The following is a 24,675-nucleotide window of genomic DNA, read 5'->3' on the forward strand; positions in this document are numbered from 1 at the left end:
GAATATGAAAGCACATATAAAGAATATTTGGAACGTAATAACAAAAAAATACAGTATCTATTTTGTACTGCTTTTTTTGATTATTTTGTCGTCGATTATAAACCCGAACTTCTTTTCGCCTGGAAATTTAGGAAACGTTTCCCGGCAAATATCGGTAACAACTATTCTTGCTTTCGGTGAAACCTTGCTTATTATTTGTGGAATGATAGATTTATCCGCCGGTTCCGTTTTGGCATTATCGGGCTTGTTATCCGTTGCTGCATATAAAGCCGGTATGCCGATGATCGCAGCTTTTGTTGTAGCGATTGCCGTCGGTGTTTTTTGCAACGTGCTTAATGCACTTTTGGTTACCGAATTAAAAACACCTCCGTTTATTGCTACGCTGGCTATGCAGACGATGGCGCGCGGAGCTGCTCTTTTATACACAAACGGACAAAATATTTATCAAATAGGAAACTATGTCCGTGTCGGGCAGGGTTCCGTTTTATTTGTACCGACACCCATTATCTTTTTAATTTTTATTCTAATATTTACTTGGTATATTTTAAATCATACCGCTTTCGGTCGTTCTCTTTATGCCATTGGCGGAAACGAAGAAGCTGCCGTTGCTTCCGGTATTAATGTACGTAAAAACAAGATACTCGCATTTGTACTGCACGGTGTTTTTGTCGGTATTGCCGGAGTTTTGTTTATGTCGCGGGTAAACGGCGGATTGCCTAACGGAGCTATAAATTACGAATTTCATGCATTAACTTCATCTATAATAGGCGGAACTAGCTTTTCCGGTGGACTCGGTACGGCAGGCGGAACTCTCGTCGGTGCTTTTATTGTAGGATTTTTAAATAATATAATGAATCTTATGAACGTAAATTCGTACTTGCAGCAAATAACACGCGGAGCGATTATTGCACTTGCCGTTTCGTACGATATATGGGCTAAAAACCGCCGTACAAAAATTATGACGGAAAATACCGCTTTGTCGTCTTGAAATAAACCTGCTGTGCAAGTACAATGCAAGACGGACAATATAGTGAAAGATATAACAATGAGCGATGTCGCCCGAGAAGCGGGTGTTTCCATTACAACGGTATCGCATGTAGTAAATAAAACACGGTATGTAAAATCAGCGACGAGAGAGCATGTTCTCAATATTATCCAAAAAATGGAATATCAAATTGAAAAAGCTCCCTCGGCAAAGATAGAATATATCGGCATTGTAGTACCTAATATTACGGAAGATTATTATATTTCGCTTATAAAATCTATGGAAACCTTTGCATCCGAGGAAGGGTTTTCGCTGTTGATTTGTGATTCAAACTATACAACCGAAAAAGAAATTAAAAATATTGAGCTTCTTTTAGAAAAAAAAATCAGCGGTTTAATATTGTCGCCGGTAGATGCTTTTGCCTATCCGCCCTTACTTTTAAATGCTTCTATTCCGGTGGTACTGGTCGATAGGCAATTCAATAAACATACGCATACGTTTGTAGGTATAAATAATTATGAAAGCGGACGCCTTGCAGCCGAATATTTGATGAAACAAAACTGCAAACGAATGGGATTTATAGGTTATGCGCAAACTGTGTATACAGCGTATCATCGGGCACGAGGCTATAAAGCGTGCATGCGTGAATTTTTTCCTCAATTGGAACCGGCGGTTTTGGAACTCCATTACCATGCCGAAGATTCAAATAAAAAGATTATGGACTTTGTGCGAAGCATGCACTTGGACGCTTTAATTTGCGCAACTTCGGATATCGGTTATCAAGTAGTCAGCACAATAGAAGAACTGGGGTTGCGTATACCCGATGATTTAAAAATTGTTTCATACGATGACAACCGGTGGATGGATTATTTAAAATATCCTATTTCAGTTGTCAGTCAGCCTTCCGTTGAAATAGGAGTACAAGCAATGGAAGAGTTAATTCGGTTAATATCCAAAAACGATATCGGCAACACTGTAAAACGTGAAATTTTTTTGGATGTTGAAATTGTAAACAGGTTAAATCCTTGAAATGAAAATAAAAGATGCCGTATACGTATATCGTTTGTTTGACGGCGAGCGATTGCAATGGCACGGGCGTTACCATGCGCACGGCGTAAGTGAGTTTGAAGTACATATTTTTCTTGAAGGTACCGGTTCTTTTTTACAAAATACGGCACGCTATCCTATTCAGCCGGGTGCGGTTTTTTTAAGCGGTGCACACGACTTTCACTCCATTTTGCCTGAAGCTGTGGTAAAACCGATAACTTATTACGCTTTTTTATTTTCTGTCGAAGATGAAGATCAATTATCGCAAGGTTTGTATACGCTGCTTAGTTCCGTTTTAAAGAAAAAGCAACCGGTAAGCTGTTCCGATGCTAATGTGCGCTTTCAACTTGAAGAAATTTTGGTTTTATCAAAATCACCGGAAAAATATTTAAACCGCGCCGCCGAATATCTTTTGGCAAGTTTTTTATATCGTTGGTATCATAGCTATGGTCAAAAGCGTGCTGAAAAAAAACAGCAAAGCGACAAAAAAAATTCCGTTATTATTGTACGGGCTATACAGTATATGGAAGAATCCGTCAACAAAAACATAAGAATAAAAGATCTTGCTGAAAAACTGAATATTTCCGCCGAACATTTTATACGCTTGTTTCGTCATGATGTGCATACCACGCCGCACCGCTATTTTATGCGTTTAAAAATAAGTGCGGCAACGGGATATTTGACGGCAACAGATAAATCGGTAAAAGAAATTGCCGGCATGCTGGGCTTCGATAATCAGTTTTATTTTTCGGCGGCATTTAAAAAATGTATGGGGCTTTCACCCTCAGAATACCGCAGTTTATACTTTCAAAAAAAAGATTTAACGGTACACCGGCTTGTTTAAGTTTTAACCCGCCTTGTCGGCACTGTATTTGTCGGGTATGTGTCTGCTGGTAATGCGATCTTCACACCGGTTGCGCTCTGTTTGCGTTGCAGCATCGCTACAAGTCTCGCTGTTTTTCTTGCGGTGCTTTAGGCTTTGTGTTATACTTGCAAAGTATGGAACGTGCACTTACCAATATTTTGGTTACCGGTGGAGCCGGTTTTATCGGCAGTAATTTTATTCGTTATGTATTCGATAAAACGCCTTTTAAAGGTACTGTTATCAATTTGGACAATTTGACCTACTGCGGTAATCTCGAAAACCTTACGGACATAGAACGGCGCTTCGGTATAAACGGAACGGAACAAAAAGAGCGCTATATGTTTTGCAAAGGAGATATTTGCGATAGCGCGCTGCTGGATAAATTGTTTAGCGATTTTAATATAGATACGGTAGTTCATTTTGCCGCCGAAAGCCATGTAGACCGTTCCATTGCAGGTCCGCACGCTTTTATCCGCACAAATGTGGAAGGAACTTTTACCCTGCTTGAAAGTGCGCGTAAGCATTGGATGAAAGAAGACGGTTCTTGCGTGCGCTCCGATGTGCTTTTTCATCATATAAGCACGGATGAAGTATTCGGTTCTTTGGGAAAAGACGGTTATTTTACCGAAACAACGCCTTACGCTCCGCGCAGTCCTTATTCGGCAAGTAAAGCCGCTTCCGATCATTTGGTACTCGCATGGCACAGCACGTACGGAATTCCGGTAACGCTTTCAAATTGTTCAAATAATTACGGACCGTATCAGTTCCCTGAAAAATTAATTCCGCTGATGATTTTAAATATAAAAGAAAAAAAAGAATTGCCCGTATACGGCGACGGAAAAAATATCCGCGATTGGCTTTTTGTGGAAGACCACAACAGTGCTGTGTGGCTTATTTTAAATAAGGGTAAAGCGGGACAAAGCTACAATGTCGGCGGCGAAAACGAATGGGAAAACATCTATCTTTTGGAAAAATTGATTGCGCTTACTGCGGAAAAATTAAACGAAACGGGTATGCCGATATGCGTTGACGACATTAAAAAGACAGTCCGTTTTGTTGCCGACCGTCCGGGACACGACCGCCGTTATGCAATCGACTGCTCTAAAATAAAAAACGAATTGGGCTGGAAGCGTTCTGTAGATTTTGCAACAGGGTTAAAACAGACGATAGACTGGTATATCGATAACGGCGAGTGGGTTAACAGCATAAAAACCGGAGCGTACCGTAATTGGTTAAAACAAAACTACGAAAACCGTTAAAGCACGGCTAGTTGTAGTTTAAGCGCAGGTCGAATGCTTTTTTTGTGCTGCTATCAAAGCCGAGTTTTTCGTAAAACGCATGTGCTTGTGTTCGTTTTATACCGCTTTGCAACATTACTTTATAACAGCCGTTTTCTTTTGCTTTGCATATTGCCATTTCAATCAGTTTTTTCCCCAAGCCTCGTTTTCTGTACCGCTCATCTGTTACGACGTTTTCGATAAGGCACAGCGGACGGCACGAGGCGGTAATGTTCGGCAATATAAAAGCGCAGCACGTAGCAACGACTTTTCCGTTGTCAACGGCACCGTAGCAGGTAATTTTTGAATCGTTTTCTATTTGTTGCCAAGCAGCTTTTAATTTTTGCGCTTCGGTGTTTTTGTTGTTTTCATCGAGTTGAGCGTATAGTGCCAGCAAAGACGATACGTCTTCCGCTTTTAATTCCCTAAATTCCATTTTTTATTCCTTTTTATTGCAGAATTTTTAGTCAATTTTATTTCCAATCTTCTATAATATACCTCGTCAAGGGCGGTATGGACAAGCGTTCGTATAAAGCTGTAGCTGCGGTTCCATAAGAGCGGCAATCCGGTACAATACTGCCCGGTTTGACTACAACTGCCCGATTTGACACTTGATTTTCTTTAAAACATACCGGATAATCTGTTTTAGGAGGTCTTTTATGACACGTTTTTTTAAAAAGTTAACAGCGCTTTTCGTTTGTACCGCTGCCTGTGTTTTTGCCGCATTATCTTTGACGAATTGTTATTTATCCGTAAACGGTACGGACTTCGGCATACCGTACACGGGTGCTTTAAAAGGTGTGTGGGAAATAACAAAATTGGGAGAAGAAAGTTTTCCCAAAACTGAAGAAATAGGCGGTGTTCGCTATACAACCCGAAAGTATATGTACGTACAGTCTGCAAGCCGATTGTATTCGGCTTTTTCAAAAACCAACGAAACAACACATGCAATTACCGCCATGCAAAAGATAGGACCGATTTTTTATTATGCATCAAAAAAGCATATAACTATGGATTTTGAAGGATTGGGATCGGGCAAAAAAAAATACACCGTTCTCGGGAATACCATTGTTATAGGAAACTCTGCTGCAAAAGATGCTTTAGTTGCACACCGGGTTTCGCTTCCTTCCGCAGCTGAAATAGAAAGCTGGCCTACGCCTTAAGAGGCTTGGTACAGATGCGTCCGAACGGTTGCCGCACTTTTATCGATCCGATACAGGCGCTCGGCTTATCCGGCGAGCGCGGCTTTCCGTTCGGTTGCGTTTTATTTTGAACTTTTCGGCATTTTAAGCGCTTTTTTTACTGCTGACGCAAACGCTTCGATTTCTTTGAATTTATTGTGCTGTTTTAATTCCGTACTGAGATGATACACAAAGGGTAAGCGCTCCCGCTCTTTTGCCGGCATTCCGTTTAAAAACAATATTTCGTCGTAATAAGTGTATTGATCTTGGTTGTACGGTTGCGCATTAAAGGGAGTGGATTGGGTTATTTTTTGAAGCCATGTGTCAAACATGGTTTGCGGCGCATCTTCGCTCGGGTTAAGCTGTTTGGTGATGGAAATATATTTGTAATCGTCGCTTCTGCTGTTGGTAAACATATCAAAGCCGCGCAGCTCAAAATACGGTTTTTCTTTTTTGGTATAAAAGCCCAAAAAAATGCGCAGCGTGGTATCCTCATCGGCGGCAAAAGTTTTAGAGGGTAAGCTTAGTTCGTATTCGCCGTTTTTTAAGGCTGTGCCGTTTGAACCGAAATCGAATTTCATTGAAGCGAATAGAGGATCGTGCTCGTATACATTCTGCGGCAAACTTAAAAATTCCTTCCAATTTTTAAAAGAAGCTGCATAGCGCGGAATAACGTAATCAGTCATAAAAGCATAGTCGAGGTTATGCCCGTTTCTGATTGCAGCGGTGGAATCGGTTTTGCTCATAATGTATAAACCGCCGGGGACAGGCAGGGCAAAAGAAACCGCTTCGGCGTCTGCAAACGGCAAACTCCAATAATTTACCAGCCAGGTGCGCCCGTATATGTCTTTGTGCGTATGTGAACGCGCCGGTTTTCCGTAAGAAGTTACGGCAACACGTTCGGAGCCGACTGTTCGGTACATCCTGGAAGCGCTTAAAAGATAGTCCATATACAATTTGGGCGACAAAATCAATTCTTTATAATCGACGTTATCAGGTTTTTTTATAAACGCCATCGTTACGTTCAACATGTGACCGTAAGACACGCTTCCGTTTTGCGGCAGCTTGTATTCGCTGATGTCGTTGGGCATGTACGAATTCCACTTTTTGTTGTCCGAACGGACAATGGTAAGCGGAAAACGCGGCAGCCACGGTGTATACATAAGTTCAAGCGAGCCGTCGGCTTTGGTAAAACCCGTTTCGCCTGCAAAATCGAATTTTTTTTGTATATCTTTTATAATATGCGCGGTAAACGTACCGTAATCTTCAATAATTGCACGCCGTGCAGCGGTCAGTTTTTTGGGTAGTTTTTGCTCGTAATCGTATACGTAAAAAAACTTTTCTTCCAAAATATTGGGCATAACGTAGTGCAAGGTTAAATGAACGCTTCCGGTACCGCTTAAAACTTTTTTTGTTTCTTCAAACGGCAGCGCGTAATTCAAATTTTCGTTTGCACTTTTCATGGTAATAATGCCCAGAACTTTGCCGTCGGGGGTAATAAGCGGACCGCCGGAGTTTCCCGGACTTGCCGCCGCCGAAAAACGCAGCCACTTCCATGCGCCGTTTTCCTGTTCAAAGGTTTTGCTGGTTAAAAGCCCGTTGCGTATAATAATGCCTTCGCCGAGTGCATTGCCTACCGAAAATGTTTGCGTATTCAAATCGATGTCTTGTTTTGCTGAAAGACCTTTGCCGATTTTTGTGTAGCCGTCTACGCTGAATACGATAAAGTCTCTATCCGTTGCAAACGAAAGCACGGAATTGACTTTGTATACGCTTCCGTCGTATGAACGCAAATAATAATCGCCGTATTGACTTTCTTCGGTTAAATTAAATACGTGAGCGGCGGAATAAAATAAACCGTCATCCATTAAAAATGCCGTTCCGATGGGCAGATATTTGTCGGTGCGGATTGCAAAGGGAATGCGCTCTAAAGGAAGTTCTTTTTCGTACTCGAGTGAACCTTCATCCGGCTTAAGAACGACGACTTCAAACACGGCATCGTTCAGTTTTGCCAATATTTCGGATCGTAATACCTCTTGTGCGTACACAAGGGGTGCACAAAACATGCACAGTGCGGCAGCAACAAAAAGCTGTATTTTTATCTGTTTTCCCATAGTGCACATAGGATAGCGCATAGCGGACGAACCTGCAAGTAGTGTTTTTATCCCTTGACAATTTCTTTATACACCATACAATAGAGGATATGAAAAGTGAAAAAACATTTGCATTATCCCGTCCTTTTTTTACCGTTTTGTGTCCGCTTATTTTTGCTTTATGTATTATATATGTTCCTTCGGGTTTTGCGCAGGCAGTGCAAAGTTCCGCTGCCGAAAAAGATGCGCGAAATCGCCAATATTTGGAATTGCTTAACAGTGTGTATACCTTTGCCTTGGATAACTATGTAGACGAAATCGATTCGCGCGTACTGTACGAAGGGGCCCTTAAGGGTATGATGGATGCTTTCGGTGATCCGTACACTGTGTATTTGGATATGCCGCAAATGCGTGAATTAAACGATACAACCGCAGGCAGTTTCGGCGGGGTAGGTTTGCATATAACCAAACCTATAGAATCCACCGTTGAAAAACCGGCGTATGTGGAAGTCGTTTCTCCTATGGAAGATACCCCCGGTTGGAAAGCAGGTATACAAGCAGGAGATTTAATTATAAGTATAGACGGAACATCTACCGCCGACATTAGTATGAACGAAGTGCTTAAAATTCTGCGCGGCGAAAAAGGTTCTACGGTTAATTTGGTTATCCGGCGCGGAAAAACGAGCGAGTTTCCCGTTTCTTTAGTGCGTGCACTTATCGAAGTTCCCACCGTAAAATACGGAATGATTACCGATAAAAAACAAAAAACCGGCTATCTTAAAATAATTGAGTTTACGCCTAAAACGGCGGAGCGTGTGCAAAATGCGCTTGATTCTTTTAAAGAAGCGGGTTTTACTTCGCTGATTATAGATTTGCGCAATAACCCCGGCGGTCTTATTACCAGCGCAGCAGATGTTGCCGATAAATTTATAGACAAAGGCGTTATCGTCAGTACCAAAAGCCGCTTAATGTTTGAAAATTCGGTATACCGTGCAAGCGAAAAAGCGACCGTTATGCCCAAAGATATTCCGATTATCGTACTGATTAACCGAGGCTCTGCAAGCGCTTCGGAAATTGTTGCCGGCGCGCTAAAAGACTACCACTTGGCATACCTTGTAGGTGAAAAAACTTACGGCAAGGGGTCCGTTCAACAAGTGGTGCCGCTTCCCAATTCAGACGGCATAAAACTGACTATGGCGCGCTACTATACGCCCAGCGATTCCAATATTGATAAAGTCGGTATTCCTCCCGATACACAAGTGCTTTTTCCTGCTTTAACTGAAGAAGAAGAAAAAACTTTTGCTTCGCTTGTTACCGACGGCGTTATTTCAAAATATGTGGAAGCGCACCCGCACATGAGCGATAATGATATTGTTTTGTACGCGCAGCGTTTGGCAGATACGTATAAATTGGAAGAGCGTGTGCTCCGCCGCTTAGTAAAAATGGAAGTAAACCGCACAAAACCGGCGGATTTGTACGATTTGGATTACGATGTGCAGCTTAAAGCCGCATTAAAAATGTTTAACAATTCGGATTTCGGTTCGCTGGTTAAATCCGCTAAAACGTTAAAAGAATTACAAGCGGTTTCGGTTGCCGGTACCGGTAAAACACCGGCGGCGGCAAAAAATTAATGCTGCACGCGGTTTTTCCAAAGACGGTTATCTCGCTTTGGAAAAACCGCGCAGCGGATCGGAAAAACTGTTATGCGTCAGTTTGTAAGTGCGCGCATGCCGGATAGTCAAGGGCGTATTCCCTTAAGCGATAAAGAAAACCGTTATTTGGTACGCGTTTTGCGTTTGCGTTCCGGCGACAGCATAGATGTGCGGTTAAGCGACGGTACGCTTGTTGCGATGAATTTATGCATTGCCGGAAAGGACGTATACCTTGCTTTACCGGCCGGCATGCGCGCCGATACGGGAACGTACACCGGCATGCGGCAGTGTTCGACTGATGAGCAGCTCTGCACTGCTGCAGAGGAGTCGGCGCATGCAAAAGCATTACCTTGTGCTTCCGGCACTTTTGCTTTGTGGCTGTTTCAGTTTTTGCCCAAAGCGCATAAAATGGATTTAATTGTGCGCCAAGCGGCCGAATGCGGCGTTTTTAAGATTGTGCCGGTTATATCCGAGTATTCGCCGCCGTCTTCGGCGAAAGGCAGAGCCGAGCGCTGGAAGCGAATTATCCGCGAAGCGCGCCAGCAAAGCGGCTCTGCGGTTGCAACCGAAGTAACCGAACCGCTCAAAGCGGAGCAAGCGCTTGCTTTGTGGAATGGAGCTGACGGTGAGCAATCTTGTACCGATGCCGGTACCTACAGCAGTGCCAGCGGCAGAACTTGCGCTGCTTTTATGCTGTCGGAAAAACCTGCGCAAAAAACCGGCGAAAGCGGCAGTGTGTTTTTTCATATCGGTACGGCGGCGCGGGCAAAAAAAAGCGGCAGCGTAAACATGCACAGTGCAGCTTTGTTTAGCCGCATTGCATTGGCAGTCGGCTGCGAAGGCGGTATAAGTCCTGCCGAAAGAACTTTGTTTGAACAAAACGGTTTTATGCCGATACATTTAAAAACGAATATTTTGCGTTCGGAAACGGCGGCGTTGTACGGTCTTGCGGCAATACAAAACGCTGTAACGGAGTATGGGGTATGGATGTTGAAAGAATAAAAGTTGCCGGGGTACCTGTAGATATTGTACGTCCGGAAAACCTTGAAAAAGTGTTGTTTGATTTGTTGGAAAATCCGGGAACAAAACAAATTGTGTTTTTATCCGTATGGAACCTTTTAAAAGCGCGTTCCAATGCCGAGTATAAACTGTGTTTGGAAAACGCTTCTTTAGTACTTCCGGTATCAAAAAGTATTGTAAACGGTGCGGTATTTCTAAAAAAGACAAAACCCGTGCGCTACAATCCGTTTTCGGCGATTATTTCGTTTTTTACGATTTTGGAAACACGTTATAAATCGCTGTATTTACTCGGCGGGCGCGGAAAAATGCTTTCCGAATCGGAGCGGAATTTAAAAGCAACTTTTCCCGGTTTGCACATTGTCGGTCGTTTTCCCGGTTATTTTTCCAAAGAAGTGGAAAAAGACGTGTTGTCCGCTATTTTTAAAGCAAATCCTTCGATGGTACTCCTTTCCGAAGGTATCCCTTCCGGCGTCACTTGGCCGTATGTGAGGCGCAACAGTTTCGGTTCCAGCATATTTGTGTATTACAAAGACGCATGTGCAATTTTTTCCAAACGGAAAAAACGGATTGCAAATAAAACTTTCGATGCCGGACGCGAAATTTGGGTTGAAATAGCTTCCAATCCTTTAAAAGTTTTTTTAGTGTTTCCTTTTATATGGTATATATTGGTTCTTGTATGGAATCGTTTGTTTTGTAAGGGGCAATGATACGTGTTTTATTGATCAGTGCCGATGATCACCTTAAAAACTTATGCCGTTCCCTTAAAACCAAACGAATAGAAGTTGTGTGTGAACATATTGTCCCTGCCGACATGGCGGACAGAGGAAAACGTTTTTCGCTGATATTGTTTGATTTTAATTTATGTGCACACGGTGATATCGTTTTTTTATCGACTATCTTTGCGGCAAAAAATCATTTACCTGTACTTGTATTAGTAAATGAAAAACACGTATTGCTTGCCGCGCAAATGTTAAACCAAAACGAGGCGGATATGATTGTGGTTCCCTGCGGCGCCGATTATCTTGGCGCATGCATTCAACACTATTCGCTTCGAAAACGCAGTTTTTTTTCAACACATCCGGTTAAAAGTATTGAGCTAAGCTCTTTTGTCGGCGTGTCTTCCGCTGCGCTTTTGCTTAAAAGGCAAATCATGCTTGCCTCTCAAAATGATATGCCTTTATTGCTTTTGGGAGAAACGGGAACGGGCAAAAGCCTTGCCGCAAAATTGATACACGAACTTTCTTCGAGAAAACACGCTCCGTTTGTACAAGAAAATACGGCGGCAATACAAGATACACTTATAGAAGGTGAATTGTTCGGCTCAAAAGCAGGAGCGTATACCGGTGCAGTTAACCGTATCGGTTTATTTGAACGAGCCGGAAAAGGCACGTTGTTTTTGGATGAAATAGGCAGTATCAGTTCAAGCATGCAGTCAAAACTACTGCGCGTATTGGAAACCGGAGAATTCCGGCGCGTAGGCGACAGTCAAACTAAAAAAGCTGCGGTTCGTATAATTTGTGCGACCAACAGTCCTTTGGAGCGCTGGAAAGACGAGGGGCTTTTTCGCAAAGATTTATACTACCGCATTACCGGTATGCAATTATACATACCGCCTCTTGCACAGCGCAAAGAAGATATCCTTCCTTTAGCCCGCTTTTTTTTGTCTCGGCTTTCGCTTAAAAGCGGAACGAATAAACGTTTAACTTCGGGTGCGCAACAAAAACTCGGTGAGCATATATGGCCGGGCAATATACGTGAATTACAAAACTGTGTTGAACGCGCTTTTTATTTATCAAAAACATCTTCGATTTTAGACGAAGACATTACCTTTGTTCTTTAAAGCGAGAGCCGAAGCTTTTGTAAAAGTTTTTTCCATGTACTCGGCTTCGCTTGTGCTGAGCGCAGCGCGGCTTAAAACCGAAATCCAAAAATCGTGCATATCGGTTTCACCGTTGAGCGAAAAAAAGCCTATTTTTTTTAAGTTTTCCGTAATGCTATGCACGGTTTTATCAAGCCGCTTTAAAGGAACGGCAGTATAACCGGGAGCCGTGCGCACACTTTTTCGGTACAGTTCGTACGCAATAATTTGAACGGCGTGCGATAAATTAAGCGACGGCGATTTCGGGTGCGACGGAATGGTAACACCTAAAGTACAATCTTGCAGTTCTTCATCGGTAAGTCCCGTGCGCTCATTGCCGAACACAATGGCGGCTTTACAGCTTTTTCCTGCAGGCAGCGACAGCAGTTTATTTGCGCACTCTTCGGGCAGTAAAAGAAAACGTTTGCGTTTTTGTCCCCGCCGCCGGGTAGTTCCGGCGCTGAGGATGCAGTCTGCCGTCGCTTGTTTTAAATTGCCGTAAAAACGCGCGTGTTCCCATATACCGAAGGCGTGCACTGCAAGGGTGCGCACGGCGCTTTCGTCGTAGTTTTCTTTTGTACCTACAATCCGCAGTTTTTTTATACCCATATTCATCATAGCGCGGCACACTGAACCGATGTTTGTGCTGTGTTCAGGTCGGCACAATACGATAACGATTTGCGAAATATCCATAGGAAAAAAGTATACGCTATGTGCCGCTTTTTGGAAAGGACGGTTGCCGACGACAGATGATGGCAGCTGATGGCTGTCGAAACTGAGCTTTTTTTAAACACACGTCAGCCGGTGTGCCGCGCTTATGCTCTCTGTTAGAAGCTTTATACGTACTTGTTTTTTTTTTAGTTTTGGTGTATCTTTTAACTTCGGTACTTGTGCGTATGGAAAGTATTGCGGGCAAAACGGCGCTTATCGTCGGCGGAAGCGGAGGAATCGGAGCGGCGTTGAGCCGACAGCTTGCTTTTTGCGGCGTAAATCTTATAGTTCACGGCGCAACGGACAACAGCGGATTTGCTTTACTTGCCGAAAAATTAGCCGAACGCGTATGTGTTAAAAAAATTGTGCAGCGTTTGGAATGCGGTTTCGGAAAAACGTTCGGCAAAACGGAGCTGGGCAAAGCGCTTGAGCATTGCGATATTGTGTGCGTGTGTTTTGGTCCCTTTGTACAAAAAACGCTGGCGGATACTTCGAACGAAGATTGGCAAAACATTTCGGAATTAAATTATGTGCTTCCGGGAGTATTGGTAAGCCGCGCTTTGCCGGCTATGATTGAGCGGCGCTGGGGTAGGTTTTTATTGATGGGGGGTACGCGTACGGAACGCGTAAATTCCTTTCGTACAAATGCAGCTTATGCCGGTGCAAAAACGGCTCTTTCTTCGCTTGTGCGCTCTACAGCAACTTCTTATGCATCATTCGGGATAACGTGCAATGCGCTTTTTCCCGGCTTTACCCATACCGAATATCTTGCACCTACAGCATTAACGGAGCTTGCAGCAAAGATGCCGCAAAAACGATTGGTTAAACCGGCTGAAATTGCTCAAACGGGTGTTTTTTTATTGCGCCAACCTATGATTAACGGAGCTTTAGTCAGTATTGACGGCGGCTGGCAACCTTTTTTGTAGTATTATGCAGATTTTGTTTGACAGACAGAGTACTAATGGGTATAATAGGTAAGTATGACGATATTCTGGAGCTATTATAAGGAAAAGAGAAATGAGTACGAACAATAATTTAGTTTCCGGTTTTGATGACGATAAAGATGACAGCCTTAAAATTTCTCTTGAAAAATTGGAACAAGTGGAAAAGGGTATTTTATTGTATTTGTACGGATACATAGATACCTATAACTCAAACTTTTTTCAAAAACGTGTAGCACAGGTTATCGCTGCAGGGTATAAGAACTTGGTTTTTAATTGTGCCGCGCTTAATTATGTATCATCTACCGGTATCGGTTCTTTTACGGCATTTTTAAAAATGGTAAAACCCTTAGGCGGCGATATCGTTCTTTTGGAAATTCAGCCGAAAGTATATGAAGTATTCCAATTGTTGGGGTTTTCACAGTTTTTTAATATTAAAAATTCGAGCGAAGAAGCGGTTGCCTTTTTTAAACGAGGTGCCGTTGTTGCAGATTCTTTGTTTCCGAAAATTTTTTCTTGTCCGGTGTGCTCAAAGAAATTAAAGGCAACCCGTTCGGGACGCTTCCGCTGTTCGGAATGTAAAACCATTTTAGCGATAGACGATCAGGGGAAAGTATTTCTCGGTTAAATTTTCGACACAATGCTCAAAAAATAATGCTTCTCCTATAATCAAAAGCGGTGGTGTACTGTTTTAACTGTGGAAAACTTGTGTATAAAAACATTTTTATGATGCTTCAAGCTATTTCCTTAAAATAAAACGAATTGCGTTTGTCAATATTCTTGCCTTAAAGAAATATCTTTTTTATTTTATTGTAATATAAGTAAATGCAGTATTTGTTAAATTTTTTTTCTAAAAAAAAGCATACGCAAAACTTTGCGCGTTCAAATCGCTTATTTTTTTGTATTGTGAGTAAATAGGCGTGCTGTGGAAAAGTTGTTAATAAAGCTCCGCACTTATACCGGTTGCTGCATTTTAAGTTTGCGTTTTAAACCTTGTATTTACTAAAACTTTGTGATATTCTGGATAAAATGAAAAGGTCTTTGGTTCTTATTGCAGTATATTTGGGAACGCTTGTGTTCATTACGGCGTTAATAGCCCTGTCTTTTGTATTGTTTCCGGGTTCTCCTGCCCCTACATCTTATGTGGGAAAAGCGGTGCGCGTTGCCGACATTTTTGTGTATTCTTTTTTTTCTTTGCTTCCGTTTACCGCTGTGTTTTCTTTACTCGCAGTTATACTGCACTGTATTAAAACGGATTCGGTCGGTGCACTGGATTTTCTTACCTACGTTTTTTTGTGCTGCTGCGCGTGGCTTCTTATAATACCCTTTTGTTTTTTATATCACCCCGAACAGCGTTTTTGCTTTTTTATAACCGGACGTGCTGTTTCTCCTGCCGCCGCGTTTTTTAACGAAGGGCTTACCGCTGCATTTTTTAACAGTTTTGAAGCGCGCTATTTTACTCCTCCCGACATACTTATACTTATTTTTAATACACTGTTTTTTGTCGGTAAACTGCTTAAAACGGCGGTTGCTGCAGGGCGTACATCGTATGTGCTGTTTGCATCGGCAGGCTTGGCTATGAGCGCTTTATACGGTTTGCATTCCGTTTCGCACTGGAAACTGATCAGCGCTTTTTTTGTTATAACGCTGTGGTTTGCCCTTGGTGCGCTGAACGTTTATATGTATATGCCGAATTTTCCGTTTATATTTGCGGGGCGTTGGCAGCCGCTTATAATTAACGGAACTCTTTGTTTTTTACTGTGTGTGATATCGCTGGTGTCGGCAGCACGGCGTGCAAAGTATACCGGGGTAGAACAATGAAGTTAGTTATACGTACCGCTGTTTTAACTGCGGTGTATACGCTTTTATTTTGTATTTTTTTTATTGTAAAAGCTTTCCTTATAAAAGAACTTCCGCCGCTTTTATCTTCCGATATTTCAATGTGGCGCATGTATACCGCTTTCGGGAACTTTTTTGAGTGGCTTCCGATAATTCTTTTTTCAGTTTGTTTTGTAGCTTTTTCGTGGTTTTTCGGACTTTCTGCATTTAAAAACCGGGAAGCTTTTTCTCCGGAGCAAATGAAAAACTACAAAAATATCCTTATAGCAGCCGCTGTGTCGGTTGTGCTCAGCTTTGTTTGCGTTGAAATTCTTATTCCGCTAACCGCCGGTGCAAAAAAGCGTTTGGAAACGCGCATAAGCGATTACGAATGGTATATGGAGCACGCGCAAAATGCGTTTGAAAGCGGCAATGTCTATGCGGCGCGCTTTTTTGCGGAAAACGCTTTTTCCGTATGGCAAAGTCCGCAAGCGCAAAAATTAAAAAAAGACTATGAGCTTGCTTTTCCCGAAATGGAAAAAAAAGATGTGCTTTCCGCTGTACAACAATATCCGTCCGATGTTACCGAAACCGATACGGGCAAACCTTATTCGGCTTTTACGCTGTTAAAAAAAGCGCGTGCGGCTTTTGAAACCCAAAACTATTTTGACGCACATTATTATGCGTGGTGGGCTTTAAAACTTGCCGGTACACAGGATGCAAACAGTGCGGAATTGCAGCACATAGCTGCAGAATCGTGGAATACCATAGCGGCGTGGTCGGGTTTTAAAACTGACGAAGCTGCGCTTCTGTTTGCTAAAAAAAGAGAGGGCTATTCGGCTCTTATGGAAGGCAATGTGTTGCATGCATATTACACTTTTTCCGATTTATATGAAGCAAACGGTTTTGACCCCGACATAGTCCGTTTTTACCGCTTGTCTACCGAAGCGCTTTTGCGCCAATACTTTTTTATAGATGAAACGCAAAATTTAGCTTATTTTGAAAGTGCTAAAAATATCCGTTTTAAACTAAAGCGTCCTCAAGGCGGTTCGTATGTCGTTACCATAGGGGGCGTAACTGCCGTTTCGGGTACGGGAAATTTTGTAAAGTATTTGCGTGATTATTCTTGTCTTACTTATGATCAAGCAGGACGCTTTGTTGCTTCTATGAACGTACCCTATGTTAAATTGATTGCGCAGCCGGCTGAAAGTTTCGGCTCCGATTATGCTATGCGTACCGGTGTTGCCGATCCGAAAGCGTATGTGCCGCAATTGCTTTTAACTTCGGTTGACAGAAAAAATAAAAATATTATCAGCTCTCCAGTGTACTTTTCCGCAGAAGGCGGCGAATACGAGCAAAGTATTGTGCAATTACTTCCCTTAAGTTTGCGCGATTTTGATTCGGCGTGCAGCGCGTCTTTTGACGGTCCGGAGTATATGAATTTGGCTAACCTTTTCCGCTTTGTGCCGCTTGCCGAATCTTACGGTTTTCCGTCGCGCATCTATGCATATTTTTTATTGCAGCGTGCATGCCGTCCGCTTGCGCTGTTCGCCTTATTTATTTTTCTTGCCGTAATTGCATGGAATTTCCGCTTGTTGTCTTCCGAAGTGTTCCGCTTTGTATGGATTTTTACTTTTCCGCTTTTTACTCTTGCGCTGCGTTTTTGCACCGAAGCTTTAGGTTACGTAATGAATTTAATGTACTATGCGCTCACTGTTTTTAACAGCAGCATAAGCTTTATTTTTTCTTTTGCTTTTTTGTGCGTTTTGATTATTGCATTTTCGCTTCGCTTTTTGTCCCTGCACGAAAAAAAGTAATCCCCCCCCCCCCAAAAAAAAAATGCGCACCGTTCAGCGTTCAATCGGAACGGTGCATCGCTGAGCGGGGCATTATCCTGCTATCAAGCGGAGCGGGCGCGCTTAGCGGGAACACTGTTCAGCAAGGGCAGTTTTCAGCGGTCGACGCGCTCTATGTGTGCTCCCAAACTTTTAAGTCGTTCGGCTACGTGTTCGTAGCCGCGCTCGACTTGGTATACATTGCGTATAATACTGTTGCCGCGTGCGCATAAAGCTGCAATAACGATTGCCATCCCCGCCCGGACATCCGGCGAAGACAGCTCTTCATCTCCGTGCAAAATGCACGGACCGGATACTACTGCACGGTGCGGGTCGCACAAGGTAATGCGCGCACCCATACCTATCAATTTGTCTACAAAAAACATTCTGGATTCAAACATTTTTTCGTGGATAAGCACGGTACCTTCAACTTGGGTTGCAACTACTGTCATAATACTGGTTAAATCGGGCGGAAAACCCGGCCAAGGCGCGTCATCTATTTTGGGAATCATACCGCCCAAATCGGTATTTACCCGCATTTCTTGCGAGGCAGGTACGTACAATTTGCCGTCGCGCATTTCCCAGTGAATACCCAATTTACCGAAAGACAGCTTTATCGGCCGCAAATCGCAGTTTTCAACGTTTTCGATAGTTATGCTGTCCTTTGCCGCTGCCGCCAAACCGATAAACGAGCCTATTTCCATAAAATCCGCACCGATACGGTACGAACAGCCGCTTAACTGCTTTACGCCTTCTATCGTTAAAATATTTGAGCCGATACCGCTTATTTTTGCCCCCATACTGTTGAGCATGCGGCATAAATCCTGAACATGCGGCTCTCCTGCGGCATTGGTAATAACCGTGGTGCCGTCGGCGACGCTTGCTGCCATAACTGCGTTTTCCGTTGCCGTAACCGAAGCTTCATCCAAAAATAAGTCCGTTCCGGCTAATTTATTTGCACTGAAGGTAAAGCGTCCGTCTACGTGAACGCGGGCGCCCAATTCGGTTAAAGCTAAAAAGTGGGTGTCCAATCTGCGCCTGCCGATAACATCTCCGCCGGGCGGCTGCATAACGGCTTTGCCGCAGCGCGCTATTAAAGAGCCTGCGAACAAAATGGATGCTCGTATTTTTTTTGATAATTCTTCGGGAATATCCGAACGATCTATGTGTTTTGCATGAATTGTCCACGCATTTTTGCCTGCACTTTCTACCGAAGCGCCCAGCGCTTTTACAATGTCCAGCATAACCGCAGTGTCGGCTATATCGGGAATGTTGTGCAAAGTTACCGGTTCGTCGGTTAAAAGGCTTGCGGCAATGCAGGGCAATGCAGCGTTTTTGTTTCCGCTGGCTTTTATGGTTCCCTTTATGGGAAAACCGCCTTCAATATGATATTCAATCACCGTCTTTTTCCCCACAAATCGATTAGTTCAATAATGACGCCTACGGCATAGCTCATTTGGTTTAACGACGCCCACTCTCTTCTGGAGTGAAAATTGTGACCGCCGGTAAAGATGTTGGGAGTAGGGATGCCCATTTCGGTTAAGCGTGAACCGTCTGTTCCTCCGCGTATGGGGCGCGATACCGGTTCTATGCCGGCATTCCGCACAGCTTGAACGAGTACGTTCATAACTTCGGGGTGTTCATCCATGCGTTTTTTCATATTAACATATTGTTTGCTGTGCTTTACTTTTACCGAACTGCCGTTGAATTTGTATTCTATCGCTTTTGCCAGCGCGGTGACTGTTTTTTTTCGTCTTTCCATAGCTTCATCGGTGTAGTCGCGCAAAAAAAGCAAAACTTCAGCTTTTTCCATGTGACCGCTTATTTGCATGGGGGCGTAAAAACCCAAATAGCCGTCGGTGGCTTCGGGGCTTTCGTTTTGCGGGAGCATGGTAACAAAGGCGCTTGCCATCGTTACCGCATTTACCATGTCGGGTCGCGCCGTTCCCGTGTGTTTTGCTTTACCGGTAAAGGTAATTTCGCTTTTCCATGCGGTAAAGCATTCGCTTTCAACTTCTCCGATGTGCCCGCCGTCTATCGTGTAGCACTGTTTTGAGCGTATCCAATCGAGCGGTACTTTGTCCATGCCGTGTCCGGTTTCTTCGTCGGGGCTGAAAATAATTTCAATTTGCCCGTGCGGTTTTTTTTGAATATTTAATACGGTATCCAGCGCGGTCATAATTGAAGCAATACCTGCTTTATCGTCAGAACCCAAAAGGGTAGTGCCGTCCGTAGTGATAATGGTCTCTCCGCGCGCGTGTTCAAGCGCTTCGTCTTCGGCAGGATCGAGTACGATTCCTTCTTTTAAATACAGTACGCTGCCGTCGTAATTTTTTACAATTTGCGGTTTTACGTTTTTTCCCGTTACTTCGCCTGCTGTATCCATGTGGGCTAAAAAACCTACGGACGGCGCTTTTTCACAGCCCTTGGATGCCGGTATGCGTGCGCATACGTATGCGTTGGCGCTAATATGCACATCTTCAATTCCCAAATCGTGCAGTTCTTTTTCCAATATACGAGCAAGGTCCCATTGGCGTTCGGTGGAAGGTATAATGCCTTTGTCGGCTTGTGTTTCATCGCTGGTAGTCCACACTTGTACATAGCGCAAAAAGCGCTGCAAAAGGGATTGGGCTATTGCATTGTCATAATTTTTCATACGCACAGCATACGCTATTTTTGTGCAAGGCGCAAGGGTGTGTAAAAGAATGGGGAAAAATGTGCGTTTCGCTAAACTTTTGCCGACTTGCTGCGCTGCGGTATTTGCAGGCGGCAAACCGGCAAAAGGGAAGTAAGCCGACTAGTTGACAGTACGCACTACGCGGATGCCGTAAGACCAGCCGCCCATATAATAGCGATTATCGGCGCTATCATAAGAGCGTGCGGTTACGGTACAATCATTGGAATTTTGATAATAAGTGCCGCCTCTTAGCACTCTGCGCCCCGCAGATGTTACGGAATCTCCCGTATTCGGATCGGTTTGCTCAGTACCCGAGTAAAGGCCGTATTTGTCCCAGCACCATTCGGCAACGTTACCCGACATATCATACAAACCCCATGCATTAGGCTGCAACATTTTAACCTCGTGGGTTGCATTTGTAAGGTTATCGAATGTCCACGCATATTTGCAAAGCTCGCTGCAAAATTTCACAAAAACGGTTTTGTCGGCGCTGGTGCTGTGTGTTTTGTATATATTTTTTTCAATTTCCGCACCGCCTGCAATAATCATTTTATCGGTAACGGTGTTTCCCGCACGTGCGGCAAATTCCCATTCGGCTTCGGTGGGAAGACGGTACCCATTTGCATCAAAGTTACACTTGATTTTTCCATTAAGAGTATTGCCTTTATTCGGTGTGTAATTCCAGTCCGCAACAAGGTTTTTACCGTCAACGGTGTAACAAGATTCCAGACCTTCGCTTTCGGAACGTTTATTGCAATACATAATTGCATCGTACCATGAACAGTATTCTACAGGCAGTACGCTTTTGTCGGCTAGGGTATCGGGTGTTTTAAATGCGCTTTCGTTTTTACCCATCAAAGCTTCGTATTCACCTTGGGTTATTTCGTGCGCACACATAAAAAAATTTCGTTTAAGCGTTACCTGATGAACGGGAGTTTCCTCGTAAGAACCCGGACTGGAAGAATTACCCATTTTGAACGTTTTATCCTTTGCTTCTATGCGGATAAAATTTGCGTCTCCGCCGATGCTTACGTCATATGGAGGGGACGGAGCCCTTTCGGGAAATACGCTGGGTGCTTTGTAATACTTTGTGTGATCGGTATTGAGTGCGAGTATCGCTTTTCCTTTTTCCGTACCCAATACATCGTACATACCCCATAGGTTATTTCTTCCATAAGATTTACTGTGGGAAGCCCCTTTATCGCCGTTATAACCGCCGTCTTTTACTATCACTTTATCTTGCGGATATATAAGACCGTTTAAGTTTTCATAACTTAAAGTGGTAACCAAATCCGATGTGTCTGCAAAGCGTACGGCTTTTCCTTCGCACCGGATAGACCCTACTGGAGGAGAACCGAATGTTAACACTTTGCGGACTTTATAGTTTCTTTTTATAAACGCATAGCCGGCTGCTTGTTGGGCAATCATGCCTCCGAGGCTGTGTCCTGCAAATATAAGGGTGGAGCCTTTGGAAATATCTGCTCTGATTGTACGCAATACTGACCGTAAATAATTGGTACTTCTGTCCCCGTATGCATTTTTGTCGGTGCTGGTAACGTTTGTATCCTGTCCTTCCACATCTTCGGTCCCGGATAGCCACACAAGGTATATTCGTTCAATTTTACCGTCCGTTTTTAAAAAACCTTCGGTAATCAATATCGGTCCATTTTTGCCGCCGTTATATCCTTTTTCATAAAAAGCGTTGAATACGTCCGGCGCTGTCGAAATTGTCGTGTAATTTTTGGGAATTTCCGGCTGAGTAGGAAGAAAATCGTTGTCAACAGCGTTTTGGCAGCTTATAAGCAGTAAAACCGAAAACACTATAACAATACACCATGTTTTTTTCATACATACCTCTCTTTTTATTTAAATAATGACGTAAGCCATTCTTTTACCGATATTTTAAAGCCGAACCGGAGCATCAAAAACACTAACGCAATCAAGGCGGCAGCGGTTAAAATGCCGATACACCAATACTTGACGCTTTTTTTATCTGCAAAGGGGTCTTTCCCTGCAAGTATGCTTTTCGGCGGGATGACGCCGAGTTTGGTCATAGAAGTACCGAACGGAATATTGATTTTTAATTGTGTGTTTATTGCCCATCCGTTTGCTTCGAGTATGGGACCTATGCTGCGTTTGCGCAATTTTACGGCTGCAAGGATTGTGGAAGGACCTGAAATAAGCAGCATAAGACCGACTATACCGACCGGTACCCACAAACCCAAGCCGAAAAGCGCTTGCAGTATGCCGCTTATAAGGGCGGAAATACCGCCGATTGCCGTACCGATTAAAGCGACGGCTCCCAAATCTATTTTTTTCGGTATGAGGGGAATGTTTTGTGCAGCGGTTTTGTCTGCGGCGGTTACCGCTATGGAGGTTTTTGAAAGTTTTTCTTCGGATTTTTTGTCCGCTTCCGCTGCGCGGCGGGCAATTTGTTCTTCTATCACTGTTGAAAGCTTTCGGTACGGCATAAAAAAGGCTTCTTTTAAACTGATGGGGTTTGTTGTTATTTTGGTTACAGTTGCATCCCAATCGTTTCCGCTGCGGTCGTAAAAAACACCGTTACGCCCGACAACGATTGAACTGCCGCTGCCGTTTGTAAAAACCGCTAAAAGTTTTTTTGTTTCGCCCAAACGTTTTATATCGCAGTACACTAAAAACGAACCGCTCATCGGATCGAGTGCGCTGTGGCGCGTATCGTCCGTAATATAAAAGCACAAGTTTGCCGAACGCGCGTCGAAGTACAGTATACCGGCTTGAAAAAGAGAACCTTTGCCTTCGTAAAAATCCGCAAATGATACGAAATTGTTTAACAGCCGTACTATGTCGCGCCGGTATAAAACCAATTTTTCCAAATCCGAAATTTTTGCGCGTTCGGCTTCAATTGAAATGGTTTTTTTAATAAAGCGCAGCAGTTTTTCTTTTTGGTCGCGTTTTACCGCTGCGCTTATATAAGACGCGTCGATTTTTGAAACGCCGGTTTCCGGTTTTGATTTTTGCCATGCCGCATAAGCGGTTAGTTTTGCTTTGACGGTATTCCAATCGTTTTGCGAAAGCTTGTCGGTTTTTCCGATTAAAGGGATAACCGCGCATTCGGCAAAAATTTTTATTTTATCTTCCCAAGCGGGGTTTATACCCGCATTAAGCGGAAGCGCTTTGTCTTTGTCGATTGAAGCGATGGGCAGCGACAGCAAAAACTCATGCGCACTGCTTAAAGGCTGTGTGAGCAAGCTTTTAAATGCGTCGTCTGCGGCGCATAGCGCTTCTTTTGTATTCGGCTCGTATTGTGCAAGTTTGCAGCGGGTAAAAAAATCGTCTATTTTTTCTTCTACTGTGCGCAGCGCGGCTAAAGCTTTTTCCGTTTGTTCGGCACTGAGCGGCAATATGCCGCTTTGTTCCAAATGATCGTGCCACATTAAAAATGCGTGCGCTTGTTCATAAAACATATTCAGTATGCGTTCGGCTTCGCTGTCGCAATTGCCTGTAATGCATTCCGGCGAATCGGCGATAAGACTTTCAAGCGTTTTGTGCAATTTTTCTTCGTCACTTGCATCGTCGGCAATATCGCCGGAGTTTGAAAGCACGTGTTCGGTAAAGAATTTTTTTTGAATATATACATCTTCTACGGCAATTGCACTTTTATCGCACTTATTGATCCGATTTAAAAGAGCTTGCGCGGAAGCTGCCAAATCTTCTTTTTTTATTTCCGCGACGGGAACGGTTTCTCCTGCAGTTAAAAGCAATTGCGGATTTTTTACGTTTGCACAAATCCAGTCCACGGCATTTAGAATTTCATCGGGCTTAATAAAGCCGTCTGCGTCGGTATCGATCATGCGCAGGGTGTCGGCATTAAAAAAAATACCGTTTACGGGCATCGACAGCGCGCTCCACAATTTTAAATCGAGTTCACGTAAATGAAGTAAATCTTCACCTGTAGTACAACGCACTTGCGTTACGCCGCCGAATTTTGCGAATTTCCATTTATACGCTTGGTTTGCCTGCATACCCATATCTCCATTTTATAGTTTACTTGAAAACACGTGCCGATACAAGCGGGAAGCGGTACGGCGGTACGAATAGCGCTACGGATGCATACTGATACGGCTATTGACTTTTTTTATAATCGGCAATATTTTAAAAAACAAGTTATCCGAATGTATGTAAAATATCTAAGGAGGCTATTTTGCGAAGTATAAAGATATCGCTTTTGACAATTTTTGTATTAAGCTTTTTAACGGCTTGTCAGTCGACTCAACCGCAAGTTGTCGAACAGCCTAAACCTAAAAGCTCTCCCGCTCAAACCGAAAGAGCACCTGCAAAACCGGTCGAAAAAGCGGAAGCAAAACCCGAAGTAAAAGAAACTTCAAGCGAATATGTGAGCACAATTTATTTTGCGCCCAAAATGTATAAAATAGACGCATTTACCGCAGCTAAATTGAATTTGCTTGCCGAAGAAATCCGTGCTCAAAATCCGAAAACGATTAGCGTTACCGGACATTCGGATAAATTAAACAGCGAAAAAGAAGAAAACGATATTGCGTTAAAGCGCGCAATTGCTGTTGCCGAATATTTTGAAAATACGGGGCTTTTTGATAATCCGCTTGTGCCGATTACAGCGGAAGGCGCAGGAGCTGCAAAGCCCGCCGAAAAACACGAGGATATTACCCTAAGGGATAAAAACCGCCGGGTTGAAATTGGAATTGAAAAATAAGGGT

General features: G+C 43.4%; 21 protein-coding genes. 14 read left to right on the plus strand and 7 right to left on the minus strand.

Going from position 1 to position 24,675, the window contains the following annotated elements:
• Nucleotides 1–4 precede the first annotated feature (4 nt).
• From HMPREF9193_RS03580 to rfbB, 4 genes are all read left to right on the plus strand, one after another.
• On the plus strand, nucleotides 5–988 hold the full coding sequence (locus HMPREF9193_RS03580) for an ABC transporter permease (RefSeq protein WP_021686703.1): 984 nt from the start codon (nucleotides 5–7) through the stop codon (nucleotides 986–988).
• A gap of 42 nt (nucleotides 989–1,030) precedes the next feature.
• A complete protein-coding gene (locus HMPREF9193_RS03585; RefSeq protein ID WP_040847451.1) occupies nucleotides 1,031–2,014 on the plus strand; it encodes a LacI family DNA-binding transcriptional regulator in 984 nt (327 codons plus the stop codon).
• A gap of 1 nt (nucleotide 2,015) precedes the next feature.
• Nucleotides 2,016–2,876: an AraC family transcriptional regulator gene (locus HMPREF9193_RS10705; RefSeq protein ID WP_021686705.1), complete on the plus strand. Its 861-nt coding sequence runs from the start codon at nucleotides 2,016–2,018 to the stop codon at nucleotides 2,874–2,876.
• 155 nt (nucleotides 2,877–3,031) lie between these two features.
• Nucleotides 3,032–4,156: a dTDP-glucose 4,6-dehydratase gene (gene rfbB, locus HMPREF9193_RS03595; RefSeq protein ID WP_021686706.1), complete on the plus strand. Its 1,125-nt coding sequence runs from the start codon at nucleotides 3,032–3,034 to the stop codon at nucleotides 4,154–4,156.
• Nucleotides 4,157–4,163: 7 nt separating this feature from the next.
• On the opposite strand, the gene HMPREF9193_RS03600 is transcribed toward rfbB, so the two are convergent.
• Nucleotides 4,164–4,610: a GNAT family N-acetyltransferase gene (locus HMPREF9193_RS03600; protein ID WP_021686707.1), complete on the minus strand. Its 447-nt coding sequence runs from the start codon at nucleotides 4,608–4,610 to the stop codon at nucleotides 4,164–4,166.
• A gap of 223 nt (nucleotides 4,611–4,833) precedes the next feature.
• On the opposite strand from HMPREF9193_RS03600, the gene HMPREF9193_RS03605 reads away from it, so the two are divergent.
• Entirely contained in the window at nucleotides 4,834–5,337 is a 504-nt protein-coding gene (locus HMPREF9193_RS03605) for a hypothetical protein (protein WP_021686709.1), read from the plus strand.
• Nucleotides 5,338–5,438: 101 nt separating this feature from the next.
• On the opposite strand, the gene HMPREF9193_RS03610 is transcribed toward HMPREF9193_RS03605, so the two are convergent.
• Nucleotides 5,439–7,469, minus strand: coding sequence for a S1 family peptidase (locus HMPREF9193_RS03610; RefSeq protein ID WP_021686710.1), 2,031 nt, complete (start codon nucleotides 7,467–7,469; stop codon nucleotides 5,439–5,441).
• An 89-nt stretch (nucleotides 7,470–7,558) separates the two neighbouring features.
• On the opposite strand from HMPREF9193_RS03610, the gene HMPREF9193_RS03615 reads away from it, so the two are divergent.
• From HMPREF9193_RS03615 to HMPREF9193_RS10710, 4 genes are all read left to right on the plus strand, one after another.
• A complete protein-coding gene (locus tag HMPREF9193_RS03615; protein WP_021686711.1) occupies nucleotides 7,559–9,079 on the plus strand; it encodes a S41 family peptidase in 1,521 nt (506 codons plus the stop codon).
• Nucleotides 9,080–9,151: 72 nt separating this feature from the next.
• Nucleotides 9,152–10,102 (plus strand): RsmE family RNA methyltransferase, encoded by a 951-nt coding sequence (locus tag HMPREF9193_RS03620; RefSeq protein WP_021686712.1) that lies wholly within the window; start codon nucleotides 9,152–9,154, stop codon nucleotides 10,100–10,102.
• Nucleotides 10,084–10,827, plus strand: coding sequence for a WecB/TagA/CpsF family glycosyltransferase (locus HMPREF9193_RS03625; protein WP_021686713.1), 744 nt, complete (start codon nucleotides 10,084–10,086; stop codon nucleotides 10,825–10,827). The genes HMPREF9193_RS03620 and HMPREF9193_RS03625 overlap by 19 nt, the downstream gene beginning before the upstream one ends.
• Nucleotides 10,824–11,960, plus strand: coding sequence for a sigma 54-interacting transcriptional regulator (locus tag HMPREF9193_RS10710; RefSeq protein ID WP_021686714.1), 1,137 nt, complete (start codon nucleotides 10,824–10,826; stop codon nucleotides 11,958–11,960). Before HMPREF9193_RS03625 ends, HMPREF9193_RS10710 begins: the two co-directional genes overlap by 4 nt.
• Here the strand turns inward: HMPREF9193_RS10710 and HMPREF9193_RS03635 are convergent.
• Complete coding sequence (locus tag HMPREF9193_RS03635; RefSeq protein ID WP_040847452.1) at nucleotides 11,931–12,671, minus strand: RNA methyltransferase; 741 nt, start codon at nucleotides 12,669–12,671, stop codon at nucleotides 11,931–11,933. The two genes, HMPREF9193_RS10710 and HMPREF9193_RS03635, sit on opposite strands and share 30 nt — an antisense overlap.
• Before the next feature lie 203 nt (nucleotides 12,672–12,874).
• Here HMPREF9193_RS03635 and HMPREF9193_RS03640 point away from each other — a divergent pair, with 203 nt between their 5' ends.
• The 4 genes from HMPREF9193_RS03640 (at nucleotide 12,875) to HMPREF9193_RS03655 (ending at nucleotide 17,265) form a co-directional block, all read left to right on the plus strand.
• Nucleotides 12,875–13,615, plus strand: a complete 741-nt coding sequence (locus HMPREF9193_RS03640) for an SDR family NAD(P)-dependent oxidoreductase (protein WP_021686716.1) — start codon at nucleotides 12,875–12,877, stop codon at nucleotides 13,613–13,615.
• Nucleotides 13,616–13,706: 91 nt separating this feature from the next.
• Complete coding sequence (locus tag HMPREF9193_RS03645; RefSeq protein ID WP_021686717.1) at nucleotides 13,707–14,258, plus strand: STAS domain-containing protein; 552 nt, start codon at nucleotides 13,707–13,709, stop codon at nucleotides 14,256–14,258.
• Nucleotides 14,259–14,659: 401 nt separating this feature from the next.
• Complete coding sequence (locus HMPREF9193_RS03650; protein ID WP_021686718.1) at nucleotides 14,660–15,451, plus strand: hypothetical protein; 792 nt, start codon at nucleotides 14,660–14,662, stop codon at nucleotides 15,449–15,451.
• On the plus strand, nucleotides 15,448–17,265 hold the full coding sequence (locus HMPREF9193_RS03655; RefSeq protein ID WP_021686719.1) for a hypothetical protein: 1,818 nt from the start codon (nucleotides 15,448–15,450) through the stop codon (nucleotides 17,263–17,265). Before HMPREF9193_RS03650 ends, HMPREF9193_RS03655 begins: the two co-directional genes overlap by 4 nt.
• Nucleotides 17,266–17,399: 134 nt before the next feature.
• On the opposite strand, the gene murA is transcribed toward HMPREF9193_RS03655, so the two are convergent.
• The 4 genes from murA to HMPREF9193_RS03675 form a co-directional block, all read right to left on the minus strand.
• Complete coding sequence (murA, locus tag HMPREF9193_RS03660) at nucleotides 17,400–18,683, minus strand: UDP-N-acetylglucosamine 1-carboxyvinyltransferase (protein WP_040847456.1); 1,284 nt, start codon at nucleotides 18,681–18,683, stop codon at nucleotides 17,400–17,402.
• Nucleotides 18,680–19,939 (minus strand): peptidase T, encoded by a 1,260-nt coding sequence (gene pepT, locus HMPREF9193_RS03665; protein WP_040847544.1) that lies wholly within the window; start codon nucleotides 19,937–19,939, stop codon nucleotides 18,680–18,682. Before pepT ends, murA begins: the two co-directional genes overlap by 4 nt.
• A 141-nt stretch (nucleotides 19,940–20,080) precedes the next feature.
• Entirely contained in the window at nucleotides 20,081–21,808 is a 1,728-nt protein-coding gene (locus HMPREF9193_RS10715) for an SUMF1/EgtB/PvdO family nonheme iron enzyme (protein WP_021686722.1), read from the minus strand.
• Nucleotides 21,809–21,822: 14 nt separating this feature from the next.
• On the minus strand, nucleotides 21,823–23,970 hold the full coding sequence (locus HMPREF9193_RS03675) for a hypothetical protein (protein ID WP_021686723.1): 2,148 nt from the start codon (nucleotides 23,968–23,970) through the stop codon (nucleotides 21,823–21,825).
• Nucleotides 23,971–24,143: 173 nt separating this feature from the next.
• Between HMPREF9193_RS03675 and HMPREF9193_RS03680 the strand changes: the two genes are divergently transcribed.
• Nucleotides 24,144–24,671 carry an OmpA family protein gene (locus HMPREF9193_RS03680; RefSeq protein WP_040847458.1) on the plus strand — a complete coding sequence of 176 codons (528 nt, stop codon included), beginning with the start codon at nucleotides 24,144–24,146 and terminating at the stop codon, nucleotides 24,669–24,671.
• Nucleotides 24,672–24,675: the final 4 nt, after the last annotated feature.

Source organism: Treponema lecithinolyticum ATCC 700332, assembly GCA_000468055.1.
Taxonomy (GTDB): Bacteria; Spirochaetota; Spirochaetia; order Treponematales; family Treponemataceae; genus Treponema_C; species Treponema_C lecithinolyticum.

Coding starts and splice junctions, on each gene's coding strand:
- HMPREF9193_RS10705 (WP_021686705.1), top strand. CDS start 2,016: ATGAAAATAAAAGATGCCGTATACGTATATCGTTTGTTTGACGGCGAG.
- HMPREF9193_RS03655 (WP_021686719.1), top strand. CDS start 15,448: ATGAAGTTAGTTATACGTACCGCTGTTTTAACTGCGGTGTATACGCTT.
- pepT (WP_040847544.1), bottom strand. CDS start 19,939: ATGAAAAATTATGACAATGCAATAGCCCAATCCCTTTTGCAGCGCTTT.
- HMPREF9193_RS03675 (WP_021686723.1), bottom strand. CDS start 23,970: ATGGGTATGCAGGCAAACCAAGCGTATAAATGGAAATTCGCAAAATTC.
- HMPREF9193_RS03645 (WP_021686717.1), top strand. CDS start 13,707: ATGAGTACGAACAATAATTTAGTTTCCGGTTTTGATGACGATAAAGAT.
- HMPREF9193_RS03650 (WP_021686718.1), top strand. CDS start 14,660: ATGAAAAGGTCTTTGGTTCTTATTGCAGTATATTTGGGAACGCTTGTG.
- HMPREF9193_RS03600 (WP_021686707.1), bottom strand. CDS start 4,610: ATGGAATTTAGGGAATTAAAAGCGGAAGACGTATCGTCTTTGCTGGCA.
- HMPREF9193_RS03620 (WP_021686712.1), top strand. CDS start 9,152: ATGCGTCAGTTTGTAAGTGCGCGCATGCCGGATAGTCAAGGGCGTATT.
- HMPREF9193_RS03640 (WP_021686716.1), top strand. CDS start 12,875: ATGGAAAGTATTGCGGGCAAAACGGCGCTTATCGTCGGCGGAAGCGGA.
- HMPREF9193_RS03580 (WP_021686703.1), top strand. CDS start 5: ATGAAAGCACATATAAAGAATATTTGGAACGTAATAACAAAAAAATAC.
- HMPREF9193_RS03625 (WP_021686713.1), top strand. CDS start 10,084: ATGGATGTTGAAAGAATAAAAGTTGCCGGGGTACCTGTAGATATTGTA.
- rfbB (WP_021686706.1), top strand. CDS start 3,032: ATGGAACGTGCACTTACCAATATTTTGGTTACCGGTGGAGCCGGTTTT.
- HMPREF9193_RS10715 (WP_021686722.1), bottom strand. CDS start 21,808: ATGAAAAAAACATGGTGTATTGTTATAGTGTTTTCGGTTTTACTGCTT.
- HMPREF9193_RS03635 (WP_040847452.1), bottom strand. CDS start 12,671: ATGGATATTTCGCAAATCGTTATCGTATTGTGCCGACCTGAACACAGC.
- HMPREF9193_RS10710 (WP_021686714.1), top strand. CDS start 10,824: ATGATACGTGTTTTATTGATCAGTGCCGATGATCACCTTAAAAACTTA.
- HMPREF9193_RS03605 (WP_021686709.1), top strand. CDS start 4,834: ATGACACGTTTTTTTAAAAAGTTAACAGCGCTTTTCGTTTGTACCGCT.
- HMPREF9193_RS03610 (WP_021686710.1), bottom strand. CDS start 7,469: ATGGGAAAACAGATAAAAATACAGCTTTTTGTTGCTGCCGCACTGTGC.
- HMPREF9193_RS03615 (WP_021686711.1), top strand. CDS start 7,559: ATGAAAAGTGAAAAAACATTTGCATTATCCCGTCCTTTTTTTACCGTT.